Source organism: Conexibacter sp. CPCC 206217 (genome assembly GCF_030646165.1).
Lineage (GTDB): Bacteria > Actinomycetota > Thermoleophilia > Solirubrobacterales > Solirubrobacteraceae > Conexibacter.
Window position 1 is genome coordinate 59,911 of record NZ_JAUTDO010000015.1, and the last position, 15,782, is coordinate 75,692.

Below are 15,782 nucleotides of genomic sequence, written 5' to 3' on the forward strand. Positions count from 1 at the left end.
GGCCATCGGCCGCCGCCGTCGCTCAGCTCATCGACTTCACCAGCGCCGCGCGCGACTCGGGCGTGGGGGACCCCGGCGCCAGGTCGACTGTGAACGACGTCGGGAGGCCGGCGGCGACGAAGTCCGCCGCGACGGCCGGCGGGGCGCTCCAGACCACGCGATGTCCATAATTCACGAACACGAACGCGCCCGGTCTGTCCAGTCTGCGGCTCACGGGCAGGCCGGCGTCCGGCACGCGCGCGACCTCGACGCCGGAGTACCCGGCCAGCGGCTCGACGCTGCCGCCCCACGCAGGTACGCCGGGGCTCGTGGTCGGGTCGTCGCCGCGGAAGGCGACGCCCGAGAACGTCAGCATGTACGCGCGCGTCGGGCGGGGGAGGCCGGCTCTCACGGACGCGGGCACGGGCAGCATCACCGTGACCTGTCTGCGCTCGGGGTCGAAGACCGCCTGCGCCGGCACTCCGCCTCTGGACGGCTCGAACTCCGTGCGCCGCGGCGCGGCGCCGGCGTCGCCGACCGGCTTCGTCTCGAACGCGACCCGCGACGCACGCTGCGTCAAGACGCGGTCGCCCGCGCCGACGGGAGAGGTGTTGACCGGATCGGGTCCGGACGGCGCCGGACTCGTGCGCCAACTGTCGGAGCCCCAGCTGACGTCGAACCCGAGCACCGAGCCCTCGAAGCGCCCGCTCGAGGGCCGGAAGGCGACGTTGACGCCGTCGGCGCAGTTGGACCAGAAGACCATGTGGACGCAGCCGCCGGCGCGCGCGTTGCCGCCGCGCACCCAGAAGTTCAGGCCGTTGAGCCCGACCCGCAGCGAGGCGCGCAGCTCGCCCTGCATGTAGACGCTGGCGACGTAGATGCCGACCTCGCTGCGGGGGACGTAGAAGTCGAAGTCCCATTGCTGCGGCAGCGCGACGTTGAGCGTCATGTTGTGCGACAGCGGACCGAGCTGCATCGAGCTGCACAGCCGCACGATCAGCTCCTTGCCGTCGCGGACCGGCGTCAGGCGCGAGAGCGAGCAGTCGTTGGGGCTGCCGTCGAGCCGCACGCCGTCGGGCGCGTAGGCGAACAGCGCACCGGCGCGCACGCCGAGCGGCCCGACCGAGGCGCTGTACTGGAACGCGCCGGCCGCGGTCGCGACCGAGCCGTCTCTGTACGACAGCAGCAGGCCGGCCTCGGCGCCGAGGATCTGCGTGCGGGCGCTCACGTCGGCGGCCTTGGCGGTCCACGAGCCGCCGTTCTTGGCGAACTCCAGCCGCGCGTCGACCGAGCCCTGCGCGAACGTGGTGTCGGCGAAGCGCAGGCGGCCGTTGCCGCGCAGCATCGCGCTGATCGACGTGTCGCTGGCGGCGAAGCGGCCCTCGACGTCGATCGTCGACTGGCCCGCGTCGAGCCCGCCCGCGAACGCGACGTCGAAGTGGCGGTTGGCGCCGCCGGTGTCGAGGTCGAGGTCGAGCGAGGTGCGGCGGAAGCTGACCGGGCCGGCGTCGAAGGCGCCGACGCGGACGGTCCCTCTGACGGCGAAGTCGGCGGTCCCGTGCTTGCGCATCGCGGCGGCGAACGTCACCGGCGTCGGGCCGACCTGGCCGTCGAAGCCGAGCGCGAAGCCGGGATCGATCTGGTAGCCGGGCTTGCCGGGGGAGGGGTTGCCGATCGTGCAGCCCATCGGTGCGACGACGATCTGCGCCCAGTTCGCCGCCAGCGGACCGAGCTTCAACACCGGCTGCGCCGCGACCGCCGCGCCCGGGTCGGCCATTCTGCCGATCTCCAGCTCGAGGCACGGCGCCGTCTGCGAAACGCTGAGCGTGACCTTCGCCGGCGTGCGGGCGGGCATCCCGAGCGCGCTCGTCCAGCCGTCGGGCAGCGTCGCGTCGGCGGCGATCCCGATGCTGGTGTCCGCTCCGATCGAGGCGGAGACGAGCAGCCTGCGGACGTCGAGGCCCTGCTGCCCGAACGCGTTGCGGACGGTGCCGTCCGTCAACGCCGGGTCGGTCGTGTCGACGCCGGCGCTGACGTTGACCGACGGCATCCCGAGGTTGACGCCCGCCGCCAGGAACAGCGGCGTGCGCGAGGCGGCGATGCCCTTCGCGTCGTTGGCCGGCGTCTGCAGCGCGGCCTTCGCGGCCATCTCCAGCCGCAGGCTCGTCGTCGCGCTGTAGTCGAACGAGAGGTCGACGCTCGTCACGCCCAGGCGCGCCTGGTCGGCGCGCGCGGCGGAGCCAAGCACGTACTGCGGCTGCGCGAACGTGAAGCGAGCGGCGCCCGACAGGCCGAGGCCGGAGCCCGTTCTCGTCAGCAGCAGCGAGAGGTCGGCGCGGCCGCCGAGCACGTCGCGCAGCTGCGCGGGCAGGCGCTCCGGTGGCAGGTTCAGCGCGCCGCTGAGGCGCACGTCGCCCGCTCTCAGTCTCAGCGTTCTGCCGGCGAGCGTGACGTCGGCGTCCTTGCTCGCGTAGGCGAAGCGGACGTCGTCGACGAGCGGCCGTCTGCCGCTGCCGCCGGGCAGCCCGTCGGGCGTGAACTCGCCGAACGTGCCGGCGATGCAGTAACCGGAGCGGGCGAACTCGCCGGCGGCCGTGAACGGCTCGCCGAGCAGCCTGCCGGCCGCGCTGATCGAGAAGGTCAGCTCCTGGTCGCCTCTCAGCGACGTGGCGGGTGCCGGGCTGCCGGGCGCCGGCTGGGACGCCTGCGCCGTGGTGGCGCCGGCGCCCGTGGCGCTCGCCGCGCCAGCGCCGCCGGGCTTGCACCACGCGGGCCCGTTCGTGCTCAGTCTCAGCTGGATGTTGTCGAGGTGCAGCGCGTCGGGACCGAAGTCCGACAGCGTCGCTCCGCCTTCGAATCTGACGGCGAAGGTCGAGAGGTTGACACCGGCGATCCCGTACCAGGGGATCGTCTGGTCGCGCACGTGGGCGTTGCCTCTGACCTCGAGCGCGAGCCGCACCTCTCTCGTGCTGCAGGCCGGCTCGTCGGGGGTGCACATGTTCGTGATCGCGCCGCGGACCTCGACGTCGGTCAGCGCGGACGACGGGCTCCAGCCTCTGACGGCGCCGGCGAGGCTGACGAGGAACGTGTCGGCGCCGGCGCTCGCCTGGCTCGCTCTGGCGGTTGGTCTCGTGCCGCCTCTCGCGTCGGCGCCGGCTCTGCTGGCGCTGCCTCTGCCGGCGGCGTCGGTGCCGCTGCCGGCGCCCGCATCGGCGCCGGGCGCCTCCATCAGCTGCGCGGGGTCGCCGCTGCTCGCGTCCGTGGGGTCGAGCGGCGTTCGCTCGATCGCGCCCGCGACGTCCGTGAGCGTGACGCCGTCGCCGAGCGAGAACGGCGCGCTCTGGGCGATCTCCAGGCGCCACTCGGACGTGCTCTCGAACAGGCCTCTGGCGGTCGCGGCGAACGTGCCGCGGCTGCTTCTCACGCTCACGTCGGCGCTGACCTCGATGCCGGTCGAGTCCCATCTCGCGACGGCGTTGGAGACCGCGACGCTGGAGGTCAGCGGGATCGCGCCGCCGGCGGGGTCGGTGCGCAGCTCGATCGAGCCGGTCAGCGAGCTGCCCTCGTCGCCGATGCCGGTCGCGGCACGGGCACGGGGGCCGTTGCCGGCGCTCGAGCTGCTTGCCTCGCCGCCGTCGTAGCCGGGCTCGTCGCCGCGGTCGCGGTCGCTGTTGTCGGCGCCGTCGGGATCGGTCTGCAGCGTGCCGGTGCCCGACAGCGTGACGATCCGTCCGTCGACGCCGTCGAGCTCGACGACGCGGTCGGCTCTGACGGCGACTCTGGTGGCGCCGTCGAGCGTGATGCTGCCGTCGAGCGTGACGGTGCCGTTCTGGCCGGCCGGCGCCTGCGCGACGCTGCGGAGCGCGAACGTGCGCGTCGAGGGGATGTACTGGAGCGTGCTCTCGCCCCGGCGGAAGGTCCAGCCCTCGGGCAGCGGCAGCAGCTCGACGCCGTCGTCGAGCGCGATCTGCGCGTGCAGCGGCGCCCAGGCGTCGTCGCTGCCGAGGTCGGCGCCCCACGTGCCGGCGGGGCCGGGCGTGACGCGCAGCCGCGGCGGCATGTCGCTCCACCAGCCCTCCGGCAGGCCGAGCCAGCCGGCGTCGAGCGAGATCCCTCTCGCCGTGACGCTGCCCTCGACGTCCTGGAAGCTGATGTCGCCGACGCTCACGCGCGCCCTGTCGAACGCGATCCGCGCGTCGTCGGCGGTGCAGTCCGCGCCGCTGGCGACGGCGTCGCCGAGCACGATTCTCGCGGTCTCGCCGCCCAGCACGATCGGCGCGTCCGCCGTGCCGGCGTCGTCGTCGCCAGCCGTCGCGGCGCCCCACAGTGTGCAGAAGGTGCCGCCGTCGGCGGCGGCGCTCGCGATCGCGATCGCGGCGCGCACGACGCGCGGTCTGGCGGCGCGTCTGCGGGCGTGGTCGGCGTGCAGGATGTACACCTTGCGATGGGCGCGCACGACCGTGCCGGAGATGACCGCGCGAGCGGCGATCGTCAGCGTGTCGCGGCGCGGAACGGTGAAGGAGAGCGTCTCGCGGTTGGTCGCGGTACCGCGCAGCGTGCCGCGCGCACCGCGGGCGATGACGGTCCAGCGGATGCGTTGCAAAGTGCCGCCCTGCGGCAGCGCGCGCAGCTCGACGCGCTGGCCCGGGCGCGGGCCCGCGAGTGCGGAGCCGGTCAGTTCGAGCGTGCGCACGACGCGTCTGCGCATCACGTAGCCGCGCGTGCGCGGGCTGCGGCGTCTGGGCTGGACGCGGATCCGCTCGTCGCCGTCGGCGAGCTTGACCTGGCCCTGCGGCAGCACGACGACCGTCACGGTCGCCTGCGCGGCGCCGCGCCAGTCGCGCGCGCTCAACGCGAAGCGCAGGCGGGTCGGTCTTGTGACGGCGGGCGCGTCGGCCTGCGCGGTGACGAGACGACCGGCGGCGCGGCCGGCGGTCGCGGACTGCCATCTCACGCGGGGACACGCTCTGCTCGCTTCATCGCCGTCGCCGTCGCCATCGCCGTCGCCGTCGCCGCCGCACAGCTGGCGCCAGCGGAAGTCGACCGGAATGCCCGCGTCGTAGCGCTTGAGGTGCCCAGTCAGCACGATCGGCGCGCTGTCGATGCCGGCGCCGTCGCCGAGCACGCGACGCTGGGCGGTCGTGACGCGCAGGCGGAGGGGAGGGCGGACGTCGAAGGTGGCGCTGCCCGTCGCCGTGCGCAGGCGGTCGGCTGTGGCGTCACGGCGGGCGCTGCGTCTGCTCTTCGCGCGGCCGGCCGCGGAGCTGTCGGCGTCGGCGTTCGCGGCGGTGGCGGTGGCGGAGGCGCTGCCCGCGCGGCGCGTCGGGGCGGCGGCGCTGCCCGCTCTGCCCGCGCGGCGCGTCGGCGCGACCGCGCCGCGCTCCCGCCAGCTCGCCCGCACGCGCACGTGGGCGCGGCCGGGGCGGCGGGCGACGAGGCCGAGACGGATCGCGGCGTGCTGACCAGCGGGCATCGCGCCCGGCGCGAGGCAGCGCAGCGTGCGGCCGCGGATCGGGGCGCACTGCCAGCCGGGCGCGGCGACGCGGCCGGGACGGTAGGCGGCCGGGATCGCGACGGTGACGCGGGCGTCGCGGATGGTGACCGCGCGGTCGACCTGGTGCGTCAGCGAGATCGTGACGGCGCCGCTGCCGCCGGCGCGCAGGGGGGTGTCGCCGGTCACGCCGACGCCGATCGCACCGATCAGCGCGGCGCGGCGGCCGGGCTGATCGACGGCGGTCGCGGTCATTCTCTGGTCGCTGAAGGCGTAGTCGCGCGAGACGTCGCCGAGCGGCGCGTAACCCGACGAGGTCGCCGCGGCGAACGCGAGCGGCGGCGCCATCAGGGCGGCGGGCGGGGGCGGGGGCGGGACGGCGAGCGCGGGCGAGGTGGCGGCCGCGACGGACGGCGCGACCTCGGTCGTCCCGCTCGTCGCGCCGTCACCGGCGGCGGATGCGGCGGTCGGCGCGAGCATGAAGACCGTCGCAAGCGCGGCGAAGAGGGCGAGCATGCTGCGCGCGCGGTCGCGACCACGGGAGCCTGTCGCAGGCGCGGCGAAGAGGGCGAGCGCGGCGTGGCGCGCGACGTGCGCACGGGCACGGCGCGCTGCCAGCCGGGGATGGCGGCGGGCGACGGGCATACGGGAGCGTCCTTCGGGTCGTACAGCGGCGGATCGACCGCGGACGGGCCGACCTGCCCCTTCCATCGGACGCTCGTCCGCTGCACTTGAGCGCTGGCGCGCCGCAATGACATACTTATTTCTGGCTTGTCTTTGCTCACGCGGTATGGCGCCGAACTGCTCAAGCCGGCGGGCTCGGATGACGATTCCCTGGTGCGAGATGCCTCTGCCCCATGCCTTCCCCACCCGCTCGGATTCCGCGCGCGGCGCCGTCCGCGGCGGTCGCCACCTGCGCGCCTCCCGCCGCCTGCTTGCGCGGGCGCTTGTCGTCATCCTCGGTGTCGCGCTGCTCGGCGCGCTCGGCGCCTCGTCCGCCGCCGCGTTCGGCACCGTCGACTTCATCGGCCAGCATCGCGAGCACGAGATGATCACCCGCGTCGCGTTGCAGTGCGGGAACGAGAGAGGCAGACCGATACTGCCGCCGAACTGCTTCCAACCCGCGACGCTCGACAACGTGGCGGGCAAGAAGGGCTCCTTCGGCGCGGTCGGCGCGCCGGACGACATCCCGATGCACCTGCATCAGGACAAGGAGTACTGGCATTGCGACAACACCGACTACGCCGATAGAGACGTGTACGGATTCAGAGGCGACTACGCGCAGAGCCGTGCCAGAGCGATCCGGATCCTGCGCGCGTGCGTCGAGTGGGCGCGCGACATGCTCTACAGAGGCGGCAAGAACAAGTGGAGCTTCCCGATCGCGACGCCGAACTGGGGCGCGATCGATACGGCCAGAACGCTGATCAAGGGCAACGGCAGAGCCGACGCGTCGAACCCCGGTGTCGGCATGTTCAGCCCGACGTGCACGTACAACGGTGTCCGGGGCCTGCGCCCGAAGTGCAACGTGCTCGAGTCGTGGGGCTACGTGCTGCACATGGCCGAGGACTTCTACTCGCACACGAACTGGGCCGACCTGCAGGGACCGGGCAGAGCGTCGTTCACGAACCCGATCGGCCTCGGCAACACGGAGCCGGCGCCCTTCCTCGACCTGACGAGAAGCTGGGTCGCGGCGGACGACGTGCCGCCGAACTTCACCGGCGGCTGCTTCCCGAGAAAGAGATGCGAAGGTCGGATCGTCCACGGCGAGGGCCCCGACGACCCGGGCCTCAACAAGGACAAGGGCACGATCAACCCCTTCAACGGCCTCGTCACCGACCCGACCACCCCGCGCGGAAAGATCGTCGTGGATCGCAAGTCGAACATGCAGCGCGCGGTCGACGTGGCCGTGCTCGAGGTCAGACGCCAGTGGCGCATCTTCCGCCTCGAGCTGCTGAGAACGTACCCGCAGAACGGCATGAAGATGATCTGCGTCCTCACGCTGGACCGGGCTGAGGCGTGCGACGACCCGGGGGTTCTGAGAATCCTCGCTGAGCGGCAGGCCGGGCTCAGGGGCTGACGCCCGCCGCGGGCCGGGATCGCCGCGGCGTTCCCGGTCAGCTGCGTCTGTCGTCGCTCGGTGCACCTGCGGCGCGCCACTCCCGTGGCCGCTGCGGTGTGGCGGCGGCGAGCGCCGCGCGCAGGCCGGCGACGTCGGCGTCCGCGCCGTAGGCCGGCTTGCCGGGGTGCAGGCGCCATGACTGCGCGAGCGTGCCGGCGTCGACGGGGTCGAAGCCGATGTCGTCGATCAGCGCCATCACCTTGGCCTTGGCGACGGGGTCGTCGCCGGCGACGGGCAGCGCGATGCGGTCGGGGGCGCCGGCCGGACGCGCGGCCCGCGTGAGCGTGCTCCAGAGGATTCCGTTGAACGCCTTGACGACCGGAACGCCGAGCTGCCGGGCGGTCCACTCGCTGTCGGTGAGCCCGTCCTCGATCTCGGCGATCAGCCCGTCGGCGATGCGGCCGTCGCGCGCCCACGGGTAGTAGTTGCCGGTGTCGATCACGGGCGCGTCCGGGGTGCGGCGGTCGAGCACGCCGCTGGGCAGGTCGGCGACGAACTTCTGGGGGATCGTGACGATCGCGATGTCGACGCCGTCCGCGACGGTCGCGAGGTCGCTGGCAACGGCGCCGGTCTCGGCGGCCAGGTCGGCGAGCGTGTCCGGGCCGCGCGAGTTGGCGATCGCCACCGCGTGGCCGCGGGCGGTGAGCAGGCGCACGAGGTTGCCGCCGATGCGGCCGGCGCCGATGATTCCGATGTTCATGGTGTTCTCTCGTGTCGGTGGAGGGTGGACGCCACGGGTGTCGGTCGACGAACCGTTCGGGGCCTCATGCGGGCAGGGGTGGTCGCGGCCGGCCGGGCGGCGCCGAGGTGAGCGGGGGAAACGGTCGGCTCAGCCGCCGCTGAGGCGCCGCAGGAACGCGACGCGGTCGGCGGACTCGCCGGGTGCGGGCGCCAGCAGCAGAAGTCGTTGGCCAGGGTCCTCCGCAAGCCGCAGCAGCTGCTGGGACGCGGTGACGGCGCCGACGAGCGGATGTCGCAGTTCGCGGTCGTCGGTCTTGCAGTCGCTGACGGGATGTTCGTCCCAGAGATCGGTGAAGACCTGGTCCTTGCGCGTCAGTTCGGCGATCAGGGAGCGCAGCGCGTCGTCGTCGGGATGCAGATCGACGGCGAGGCGCAGGTAGCTGACGACGTCCCGCGCTTCGCGTGACCAGTCGACGTAGAGGTCGCGTCCGTGCGGGTCGAGGAACAGCAGCCGGGCGAGATTCGGGCGGCGCTCAGGGTCGTCCGGCGCATCGGGCGCCAGTTGCGCTGCCAGGAGCTGGTGGCCGAGCACGTTCCAGGCCAGCACGTCGGTCCGCCGGCCGACGATCGCCGCGCCGAGGTCCGGCATGCCGTTCAAGAGGCGTCGCGTGGCTTCGCTGACGCGCTCCGGCTTCGCCGCCCGCCGGGCGAGCGTCGCCGGGCGCGCGAGGTGCAGCAGGTGCGACCGCTCGTCCTCTGTCAGGCGCAGCACGCGGGCGACGGCCTGGAGCACGCCGTCGGAGACGACGCCGGCCTGACCCTGTTCAAGGCGGCTGTAGTACGACTCGCTGATCCCGGCCAGATCGGCGACCTCGTCGCGACGCAGACCGGGCACGCGCCGCCGGCTCGGGTCGGTCAGCCCGACGTCATGGGGCTGCAGCCGGGCTCGTCGTGCGCGTAGGAACGCGCCGAGCTCGTTGACGGAGATGTCGGTGCGGGAGCTGCCGGAGGGCATGGGCATCACGGTGACACGTCGAGCATCGCGCAGCCACACCCTCTGCGTGGGACCCAGGCGGCGCGTGCCCGGACGGTCCTGGTCGTCCAGGGGCCGCACGCTGGCCGAACCGCTCAACGTAGCTGGCGCGTACGCGCTACACTCGGCCCGTGGTCACGACGGCGGACTTCACCGATGAGGCGCGTTTCGTCCGGTGCGTGCGTTCGCGCACATCGAGAGAAGGAGCATGAGCGATCCCCGCACGACGCTCGTGTTGATCCGGGCGGCCAAGTCCGAGACGTGGGAAGACAAGACATCCAAGATCGCCGACATCGTCGACGTCACGGTCAGGTTCGTGGGATCCGCCAAGCCATATAGATATGGCGCCGATCGGATCCGCGTGCTCGCCGAGCGCGATGCGGTGCGGTCGTCGTCGGTGAACGCCCCTCCCGCAACGGGTCGCGAGGCTCCCTGAACGACGAACTCCGCATCGGTAGGGGTTACGTTCCGATGGCGAGGACGGGGCGGCGTCGGGGCTGCCGTTCCTCGCGCTTGCGCCTCGCCGCTCAGCCGGAGACGAACAGCGAGCGGGCGGCCTCGACGGCGGCTCGGCCGGTCCCGAGCTGCGCTCGGAGGTCGAGCATCGTGTCGATGGGGCCGCCGTGGTGGTCGGCGGGGACGATCGTCCCGTGGGTGACCGGGCCGCCGAGGTTGTCGAGGAGGTCGCCCCAGTCGTGGCCGCCCGTGCCGGTCAGCGGCGGTGGGTGGATGCCCGCGCCAAGTGTGTCGAGCACCTCGCCCTCGCCGCCGATCGGCTGGCCTGCGGCGATCGCAGCGGCGATGCGGTCAAGCCACGGGCCGAGCCGGCCCGCGGCGTCGCCCAGGGTGTCGAGGTCCTCGTTGTGGTGGCTCCCGGCGGCGCGCAGCAGGCGGCGCACGAGGTTGTCGCCGAGACCGCCGTCGGGATTGCCCTCGACGGCGCCTGGGGTGTCGTCGCCGACGGGTGAGGAGGATGTGGGATGGGGATGCTCGGGGTCCTCCTCGCCGGAGGGGCCGGCGCCGCCGCCCGGCTTGGGCCCATGGACCTCCTTCGTGTCGTCGTTGGTGACCGTCCCGTCCTTGTTGCCGGCAGTGACGTGGTCGGTGCCGTTGCCGTCCTTGTCGACCGTGAGCGTGTGGTCCTCCCAGCTGCCGTCCTGCGACGTCACCCGGTACGACTCGGAGTGGTTGCCCGCGGCGTCCCGCGCGCCGTAGCCCTCGATGTCGTGACCGTCGCTGTAGTGCTCCTCGCGCCACCACGTCGAGGAGCCGTCCGGCTTGTAATCGACGCCGGTCGTGTACTGCGACGACACGCCGTTGGAGAACTTCATGCTGCCGTACTCGATCGTGCCGCGGCCGCCGTCCTCGGGCCCGATGGCGTTGCGCCCGTCGTGGGGCACGTAGATCTTCAGCCAGTCGTACGCCGGGTCCAGCGGGCTCGTCGGCACGCTGCGGCCGACCTCGTGGAAGTGGCCCGCGCCGTCGTCGTAGCGGGTGACGTCGATCGTGTCGCCGCTGGTCCCCGGTCGGTGGACGACGATGGGCGGCGTAGCGGCGGCAGGCGGGGCCAGGTCGACGCTCACGCCGTTGACGCCCACCTGGAGCACGCCGGTGCCGTCGCCTGTGATGGTCACCGTGTCGCCCGCGCTGACGATGACCCCCTGGAAGCGGTCCGAGGCGGTGGAGATGGTGACCGGGTGGGCGTGCGCGGGCGGCTGGTAGAGGTACGTCGTCTCGCCCTCCGCGTCCGTCATGGACATCAGGTAGCGGGCGCCGCCGCCCCACATGAGGGTCTCGATTCCGTCAGCCATCGTGCGACGCTACCGAAGGTCCGGCGCGCCTCGCAACCCCGCGCGGCGACCTGACCGGACTGGCTCGCCGAGCCGTGGGTGCGTGTGACGGTCAGACGGGCGCATCGCGACGTGCTGTACCGGGCGGTCGTCGCGGATCTCAGCGGCGTTGGGGGCATCTACGCGGCGTTGCGATTGCTTGATGACCTCGGTTGCGGCGAGGATGATCGCGGTGAGGAGTTTGCGAGGATCTCCAGGTCAACCGCCGGGCGGAAATCCTGTCCAGATACAAAGTCACCGCGCAAATGGCTTATGCGGCGACGTGTGAAGCGGAGCTAGTCGGGCTCGAACCGACGACCTTCGCGCTGACAGCGCGAAAGAGGCATGCTGGAGCGGGGACCTGGCTCTGGCGGATATGGGAACAAACGCCGCTGCCACGGTTATTTTGGTGGCATTTGGTACCCAAAGTGGTACCCAAATTCGTTGGTACCCAATGCGATACGGTGGCTCCGATGCCCTTGTCTCAGACACCGTCGGTCGTCGTACGGGAGTGGGTCGAAGGCAAGCCCTACTTCGAGGCGAAATGGCGCGACGCGCGGGGGAGACAGTGCAAGCGCCGCCTCGGCCAGGCGTGGGTCGAGCCCGACGGCGACGGCGGCTGGAAGAAGCGCAGAGGTCGGGTTCCCGACGGCTGGCTCGACGAGCGCGAGGGCCAGGTCCTCGCCGCCGCGAAGGTCGCCGAGGTCGAGCGTGAGCGCCTTGCGGAAGAGCGCGCCGCCGAGCGCGCGACCATCCCGACCTTCCGTTTGGTCGCCCTGGAGTGGCTCGCGTGGAAGCGCGACGTCAAGGGCGCCGCTCCGTCGACGCTGGTCAACGATGAGGCGATGCTGCGAGACGCCGGCGCTCGCCACCGCCGCGGCAGCGGCGTCGCGAAGGGCCGCATCATGGGCGCGTTCGCCGAGCAGGAGATCGACGCGATCGACGCGAGAGCGGTCTCGGGTTTCCTGCGCGAGCTCGACGCCGAGGGCATGACGCCGGCGCACGTCAACGAGCACCGCTCCGTTCTGCACGCGATCTTCAACTACGCGATGAAGCCGGACACCTACAGCTTGTCTGCGAACCCGGTCAGCAGCACCGACAAGCGAGCGACCCCACCGCCGCCGGCGCTCGACTTCTACGAGGTCGAGGAGCTGGAAGCGCTCTCGCGCGCCTGCGAGCGAGGTGAGCAGCGGGGGAGAGCCCCGCACTACAGAGGTCGCCCGAACGTCGTCTCAGAGGAGGAGGCGGCTGCGCGTCGCGCCGAGGACCACCAAGACGCCGAGCTGTTCCGCGTGAAGTTCTACTCAGGCATGCGCCTGGGTGAAGTGCTCGCGCTCAGATGGCGCCACATCCACTTCGCCGCCGACCTCTCCGGCGCCGTCCTCGACGTGCAGAGAGCGATCAGCGCCGGCGTCGAGAAGGACCCAAAGGGCAGACGCGGCCGCCAGCTCCCGCTCCCACGTCCGGGCGCCGCCGCCCTGGCCCGCCTCGGCCGCCGCGACGACTTCACCAGTCCCGACGACTACGTCTTCTGCAACCGCTTCGGCGACCACCTCGACCCGTCCGCCCTGCGCCGCCGCTACAAGCGCGCTGCAGCCGCGGCCGGCCTGCGCCCGATCAAGCTCCACGGCCTCCGCCACTCGGCGGGCTCGATCCTCGCCCGAGCCGTCCCGCTCGTGACCGTCCGCGACGTGCTCGGCCACGCGGATCTCCGCACCACGAACCGTTACCTCCACACGAAGATCGATCCGGCGGCGATCTTGGCGGTCAACGTCGCGTTCGGCGCGGAGGGGACGGACGAGCCGTCGCCCGAGCCGGACCAGGAGTGACGCTGCGCTCTCGCTCGGCGCTGCCGCCGGCATGCAGCGTCTGCTCGATCTCGTCCCGCACGAACCGCACCGCCCGCCCGAGCCGCGAGCAGGGAAGGACCCCGCGCCGCGCGAACTCATAAACGGTCGAGACGGGCAGGTCGAGCAGTTCCGCGACCTCTCTCGCGGTCATCACGTCGGCGCGCGTGAGCCGGCGGCGAGGAGGCGGGCTCGGCGAGCTTGCGGCAGGGTGGTGGGCCGACGGTTCGAGGCGCATCCTTCTCCGTCGCAGATTCGCCGAGATCCACCCCCGCGAGTTCGGTACACAACCGATACGTTCGCGGCCCCGAGACAACCTATGGTCTTCAAGTGACCTGAGAAAAGTGGGGCCCGGAGGTGCTGACACACCCCCGGAGCCCCGTGCAAAGGAGAGTTGAGGTCTCCCATGCGCGCCAAGCGTAACCCACGGCTGCGGCCCCATCGCCGTGCCGAAATTCGTCTGCTTGAGAGCGTCGAGGGCTGAGCGATGGCCATCGTCCATACGCCAGACCATCGGGCGCTTGGCAGAGCGCTCCGAGAGTTCCGCGTCCGCCGCGGCCTGTCGCAGGAGTCCTTCGGCCTCCGCGCCAGCCTGCACCGCAACTACGTCGGCGCGATCGAGCGCGGCGAGATCAACCCGACCTTCAGAATCCTGCTCAAGCTCGCCCACGGGCTCGAGGCCCCGCTCAGCGACCTGATCCGCCTCTACGAGGACCGGCTCGACGACGTGGGGAGGGGATCGAGATGACGATGCACACCACCACCGTCCGCTTCGACCCTGAGATCTGGTCCCGCCTGAAGCTGGTCACGAACGACCTCGGCATCGCCACCGCCGACTACATCCGCGCCGCGACGATCCAACGCCTCGAACGCACCGGGTACGAGCCACGGGTGCTTGCGCTGGAGAGCCGCCTCAAGCGCGTCGAGCAACTCGTCGCCCGCATCGCCCGTCACCTCCGGTTCTCGACTGGAGGCGCGTCGTGACGATCACGATGACCTTGCGCTTGGAGGAAGATCTCGCCTGTCGAGTCAGGCTCGTCGCTCGCCTGGAGGGCGTGAGCCAAGCCGAGATCGCCCGTCGCTCCCTCCGCCGCTACACCGGCCACAAGCTGCGAGACGGCGACGCCGACGAGCGTCTGGAACGCCTCCATGCGGCCGAGCGCCGCCGGCTCGGCCTCGGCGACGTCCCGCAGACGATGAGCGCGAGATAACGCGACCGAACCGATTTTCCCCGTAGGGCGCTATGCAGTTCGGTCGCCAGCGCTCAAAAAGGTGGATCTTCCCGTCCTGCTGCGATCTGGCGGACCGAACTGTTCTGCGCGCAGTTCGGTCGCAGGTAGAAGTAGATGGCAGGAGGCCGCGTTGGCGCAGCCCGCGGATACCCCGCTGTGACGGGAAATTCGCTAGAAGCTCCGCCACCCGACGACCGCCGAACAACACGGTGACTTCTATATGGAACCATCAAGGTCGTCCTCGATCCGAGGACGACACGGAGTCCGGATGCGGGGCGGACGTTCATTCCTCGCCGTCGGGCGGCATGGACGCGCCGTACGTCTCCTCGAACTCGGCGATCTCGTCAGCCGTCGCCGGTCGGCTCCCGTGATTCGCGTGGATCTCGGCGAGCGTGGGACCTCCAGGCGGTTCCAAGTAGTCGAGGACGTCGACGACGAGGCGGTAGACCTGCGGCTCCTCCATCCCCAGCCGCTCCGCGACCTCGCGTGGCGCCACTCCCTCGCCGATCAGCGCCATCGCCTGCCGCTCGCTTTCGTCGAGCGCTGGCAGTCGCGCGGCTTCGTCGGAGAGCGAGCGCATGCCGAACACGCCGACGGCAGATGGCCGATTCGTCATCGCATCCATACGCGATGCTTCGGCACCAGATTGAGACGAGCGCGGCATCCCGCACTCACCATCGCAGCAGGTCCACATAGCGGTCAACAGCGGATCGATGGGACCGACCGTGAGCGTACGGTGCATGTTCACGCGAAACGGCATCAACCGTATCGACCTCGTTGGGCATACCCAACGCGGGGTTACGCGCGACGAGCCGCAGAGAGCAAGCGCGTCGCGGTCGACAGGACAGTGAGATCGGCGAAGGCGAGATCGAGCGGTCTGTGCTCGACGACCATCGCTGCAAGATCTACGCGTCCCTCCTCGCGCTGCGCTCTCGGCGCGCTGCAGAACATCGAGAACGCGGCATCAACGTCCTGCGCCGCCGCTCTCTCCCTCGCTGTCCAGTTGAGCGCCGCGCGCGCTTGTCGCAGCGTGCTGCGTGGCACGGTGATCGCCTTCTTGCCGGGGGACGGGTACCCGTCCTCCATGTCGGCGGTGTCGTAGAGGTCGGCCACCGACGCGAGTACGAAGGCGCGCTCGACTTCCCTCGCCGTCGCGCCGGTCTTCAGTCCAACCGTCGGCAGGAAACTTCTGATGGCGGCGTCGCGGTGCATCGCCGCGGTGCGGCCGAACAGGTAGAGCGTCGGCCGAACCAACGCGCCGTTGCGGCTTCCCAGCCCGCGTGCCAGCAGGTCGATGAGGAGCTGGCCTCCACCTGATTGGTGATGCACCGCGGCACCCATCGCGGTCAGCAACAGCGGCAGTGGGATCGTCTGGCTGCGGAGCATGCCCTCCAGCGCGGACGCGATCATCGGCCAGTCGTCGGCGAACAGCGACCGCAGCCCGTCGAGCAGACTGAGTGCCTCCTCCTGCGTGCCTCCGCGCGGTCGGCCGTTCTCGAAGAAGAAGGTCGACGCCGCGCCGTCGAGAGGGTTCTCGGCCTCGTGCGTGGTGGCCAACTCGGGCCCGCGTG

12 protein-coding genes are annotated in these 15,782 nt (G+C 71.7%); 6 read left to right on the forward strand and 6 right to left on the reverse strand.

The window, feature by feature from the left end:
* Positions 1–22 precede the first annotated feature (22 nt).
* Positions 23–6,115 carry a hypothetical protein gene (locus Q7L65_RS26325; protein ID WP_304726265.1) on the reverse strand — a complete coding sequence of 2,031 codons (6,093 nt, stop codon included), beginning with the start codon at positions 6,113–6,115 and terminating at the stop codon, positions 23–25.
* Positions 6,116–6,314: 199 nt separating this feature from the next.
* Between Q7L65_RS26325 and Q7L65_RS26330 the strand changes: the two genes are divergently transcribed.
* Positions 6,315–7,547 (forward strand): hypothetical protein, encoded by a 1,233-nt coding sequence (locus tag Q7L65_RS26330; RefSeq protein WP_304726267.1) that lies wholly within the window; start codon positions 6,315–6,317, stop codon positions 7,545–7,547.
* A gap of 37 nt (positions 7,548–7,584) precedes the next feature.
* Here Q7L65_RS26330 and Q7L65_RS26335 read toward each other — a convergent pair whose 3' ends face one another.
* Together Q7L65_RS26335 and Q7L65_RS26340 are read right to left on the reverse strand one after the other, a co-directional pair.
* The gene (locus Q7L65_RS26335; RefSeq protein ID WP_304726268.1) at positions 7,585–8,289 is read right to left on the reverse strand and encodes an NADPH-dependent F420 reductase; all 705 of its coding nucleotides are present in this window, start codon (positions 8,287–8,289) and stop codon (positions 7,585–7,587) included.
* 129 nt (positions 8,290–8,418) lie between these two features.
* Complete coding sequence (locus tag Q7L65_RS26340; RefSeq protein ID WP_304726270.1) at positions 8,419–9,285, reverse strand: helix-turn-helix transcriptional regulator; 867 nt, start codon at positions 9,283–9,285, stop codon at positions 8,419–8,421.
* Between the two features lie 226 nt (positions 9,286–9,511).
* Here Q7L65_RS26340 and Q7L65_RS26345 point away from each other — a divergent pair, with 226 nt between their 5' ends.
* Positions 9,512–9,739, forward strand: coding sequence for a hypothetical protein (locus tag Q7L65_RS26345; RefSeq protein WP_304726272.1), 228 nt, complete (start codon positions 9,512–9,514; stop codon positions 9,737–9,739).
* Between the two features lie 91 nt (positions 9,740–9,830).
* Here Q7L65_RS26345 and Q7L65_RS26350 read toward each other — a convergent pair whose 3' ends face one another.
* Positions 9,831–11,114, reverse strand: coding sequence for a hypothetical protein (locus Q7L65_RS26350; RefSeq protein WP_304726274.1), 1,284 nt, complete (start codon positions 11,112–11,114; stop codon positions 9,831–9,833).
* A gap of 491 nt (positions 11,115–11,605) precedes the next feature.
* Between Q7L65_RS26350 and Q7L65_RS26355 the strand changes: the two genes are divergently transcribed.
* A complete protein-coding gene (locus tag Q7L65_RS26355) occupies positions 11,606–12,961 on the forward strand; it encodes a site-specific integrase (protein WP_304726277.1) in 1,356 nt (451 codons plus the stop codon).
* Here the strand turns inward: Q7L65_RS26355 and Q7L65_RS27735 are convergent.
* Entirely contained in the window at positions 12,900–13,493 is a 594-nt protein-coding gene (locus tag Q7L65_RS27735) for a helix-turn-helix domain-containing protein (protein WP_370552633.1), read from the reverse strand. The genes Q7L65_RS26355 and Q7L65_RS27735 overlap by 62 nt on opposite strands.
* Here Q7L65_RS27735 and Q7L65_RS26360 point away from each other — a divergent pair.
* The 3 genes from Q7L65_RS26360 (at position 13,467) to Q7L65_RS26370 (ending at position 14,190) form a co-directional block, all read left to right on the forward strand.
* Positions 13,467–13,727, forward strand: a complete 261-nt coding sequence (locus Q7L65_RS26360; protein ID WP_304726279.1) for a helix-turn-helix domain-containing protein — start codon at positions 13,467–13,469, stop codon at positions 13,725–13,727. The two genes, Q7L65_RS27735 and Q7L65_RS26360, sit on opposite strands and share 27 nt — an antisense overlap.
* The gene (locus tag Q7L65_RS26365) at positions 13,724–13,963 is read left to right on the forward strand and encodes a hypothetical protein (RefSeq protein ID WP_304726281.1); all 240 of its coding nucleotides are present in this window, start codon (positions 13,724–13,726) and stop codon (positions 13,961–13,963) included. Before Q7L65_RS26360 ends, Q7L65_RS26365 begins: the two co-directional genes overlap by 4 nt.
* A 71-nt stretch (positions 13,964–14,034) precedes the next feature.
* A complete protein-coding gene (locus Q7L65_RS26370; protein ID WP_304726283.1) occupies positions 14,035–14,190 on the forward strand; it encodes a hypothetical protein in 156 nt (51 codons plus the stop codon).
* A gap of 304 nt (positions 14,191–14,494) precedes the next feature.
* Here the strand turns inward: Q7L65_RS26370 and Q7L65_RS26375 are convergent, their stop codons facing one another.
* Positions 14,495–14,971 carry a hypothetical protein gene (locus Q7L65_RS26375; RefSeq protein WP_304726286.1) on the reverse strand — a complete coding sequence of 159 codons (477 nt, stop codon included), beginning with the start codon at positions 14,969–14,971 and terminating at the stop codon, positions 14,495–14,497.
* Positions 14,972–15,782 lie beyond the last annotated feature (811 nt).

Bases quoted from the DNA above. Each gene is read 5' to 3' on its own strand.
- Q7L65_RS26325 (WP_304726265.1), bottom strand. From the start codon at position 6,115: ATGCCCGTCGCCCGCCGCCATCCCCGGCTGGCAGCGCGCCGTGCCCGT.
- Q7L65_RS26330 (WP_304726267.1), top strand. From the start codon at position 6,315: ATGCCTCTGCCCCATGCCTTCCCCACCCGCTCGGATTCCGCGCGCGGC.
- Q7L65_RS26335 (WP_304726268.1), bottom strand. From the start codon at position 8,289: ATGAACATCGGAATCATCGGCGCCGGCCGCATCGGCGGCAACCTCGTG.
- Q7L65_RS26340 (WP_304726270.1), bottom strand. From the start codon at position 9,285: ATGCCCTCCGGCAGCTCCCGCACCGACATCTCCGTCAACGAGCTCGGC.
- Q7L65_RS26345 (WP_304726272.1), top strand. From the start codon at position 9,512: ATGAGCGATCCCCGCACGACGCTCGTGTTGATCCGGGCGGCCAAGTCC.
- Q7L65_RS26350 (WP_304726274.1), bottom strand. From the start codon at position 11,114: ATGGCTGACGGAATCGAGACCCTCATGTGGGGCGGCGGCGCCCGCTAC.
- Q7L65_RS26355 (WP_304726277.1), top strand. From the start codon at position 11,606: ATGCCCTTGTCTCAGACACCGTCGGTCGTCGTACGGGAGTGGGTCGAA.
- Q7L65_RS26360 (WP_304726279.1), top strand. From the start codon at position 13,467: ATGGCCATCGTCCATACGCCAGACCATCGGGCGCTTGGCAGAGCGCTC.
- Q7L65_RS27735 (WP_370552633.1), bottom strand. From the start codon at position 13,493: ATGGTCTGGCGTATGGACGATGGCCATCGCTCAGCCCTCGACGCTCTC.
- Q7L65_RS26365 (WP_304726281.1), top strand. From the start codon at position 13,724: ATGACGATGCACACCACCACCGTCCGCTTCGACCCTGAGATCTGGTCC.
- Q7L65_RS26375 (WP_304726286.1), bottom strand. From the start codon at position 14,971: ATGCCGTTTCGCGTGAACATGCACCGTACGCTCACGGTCGGTCCCATC.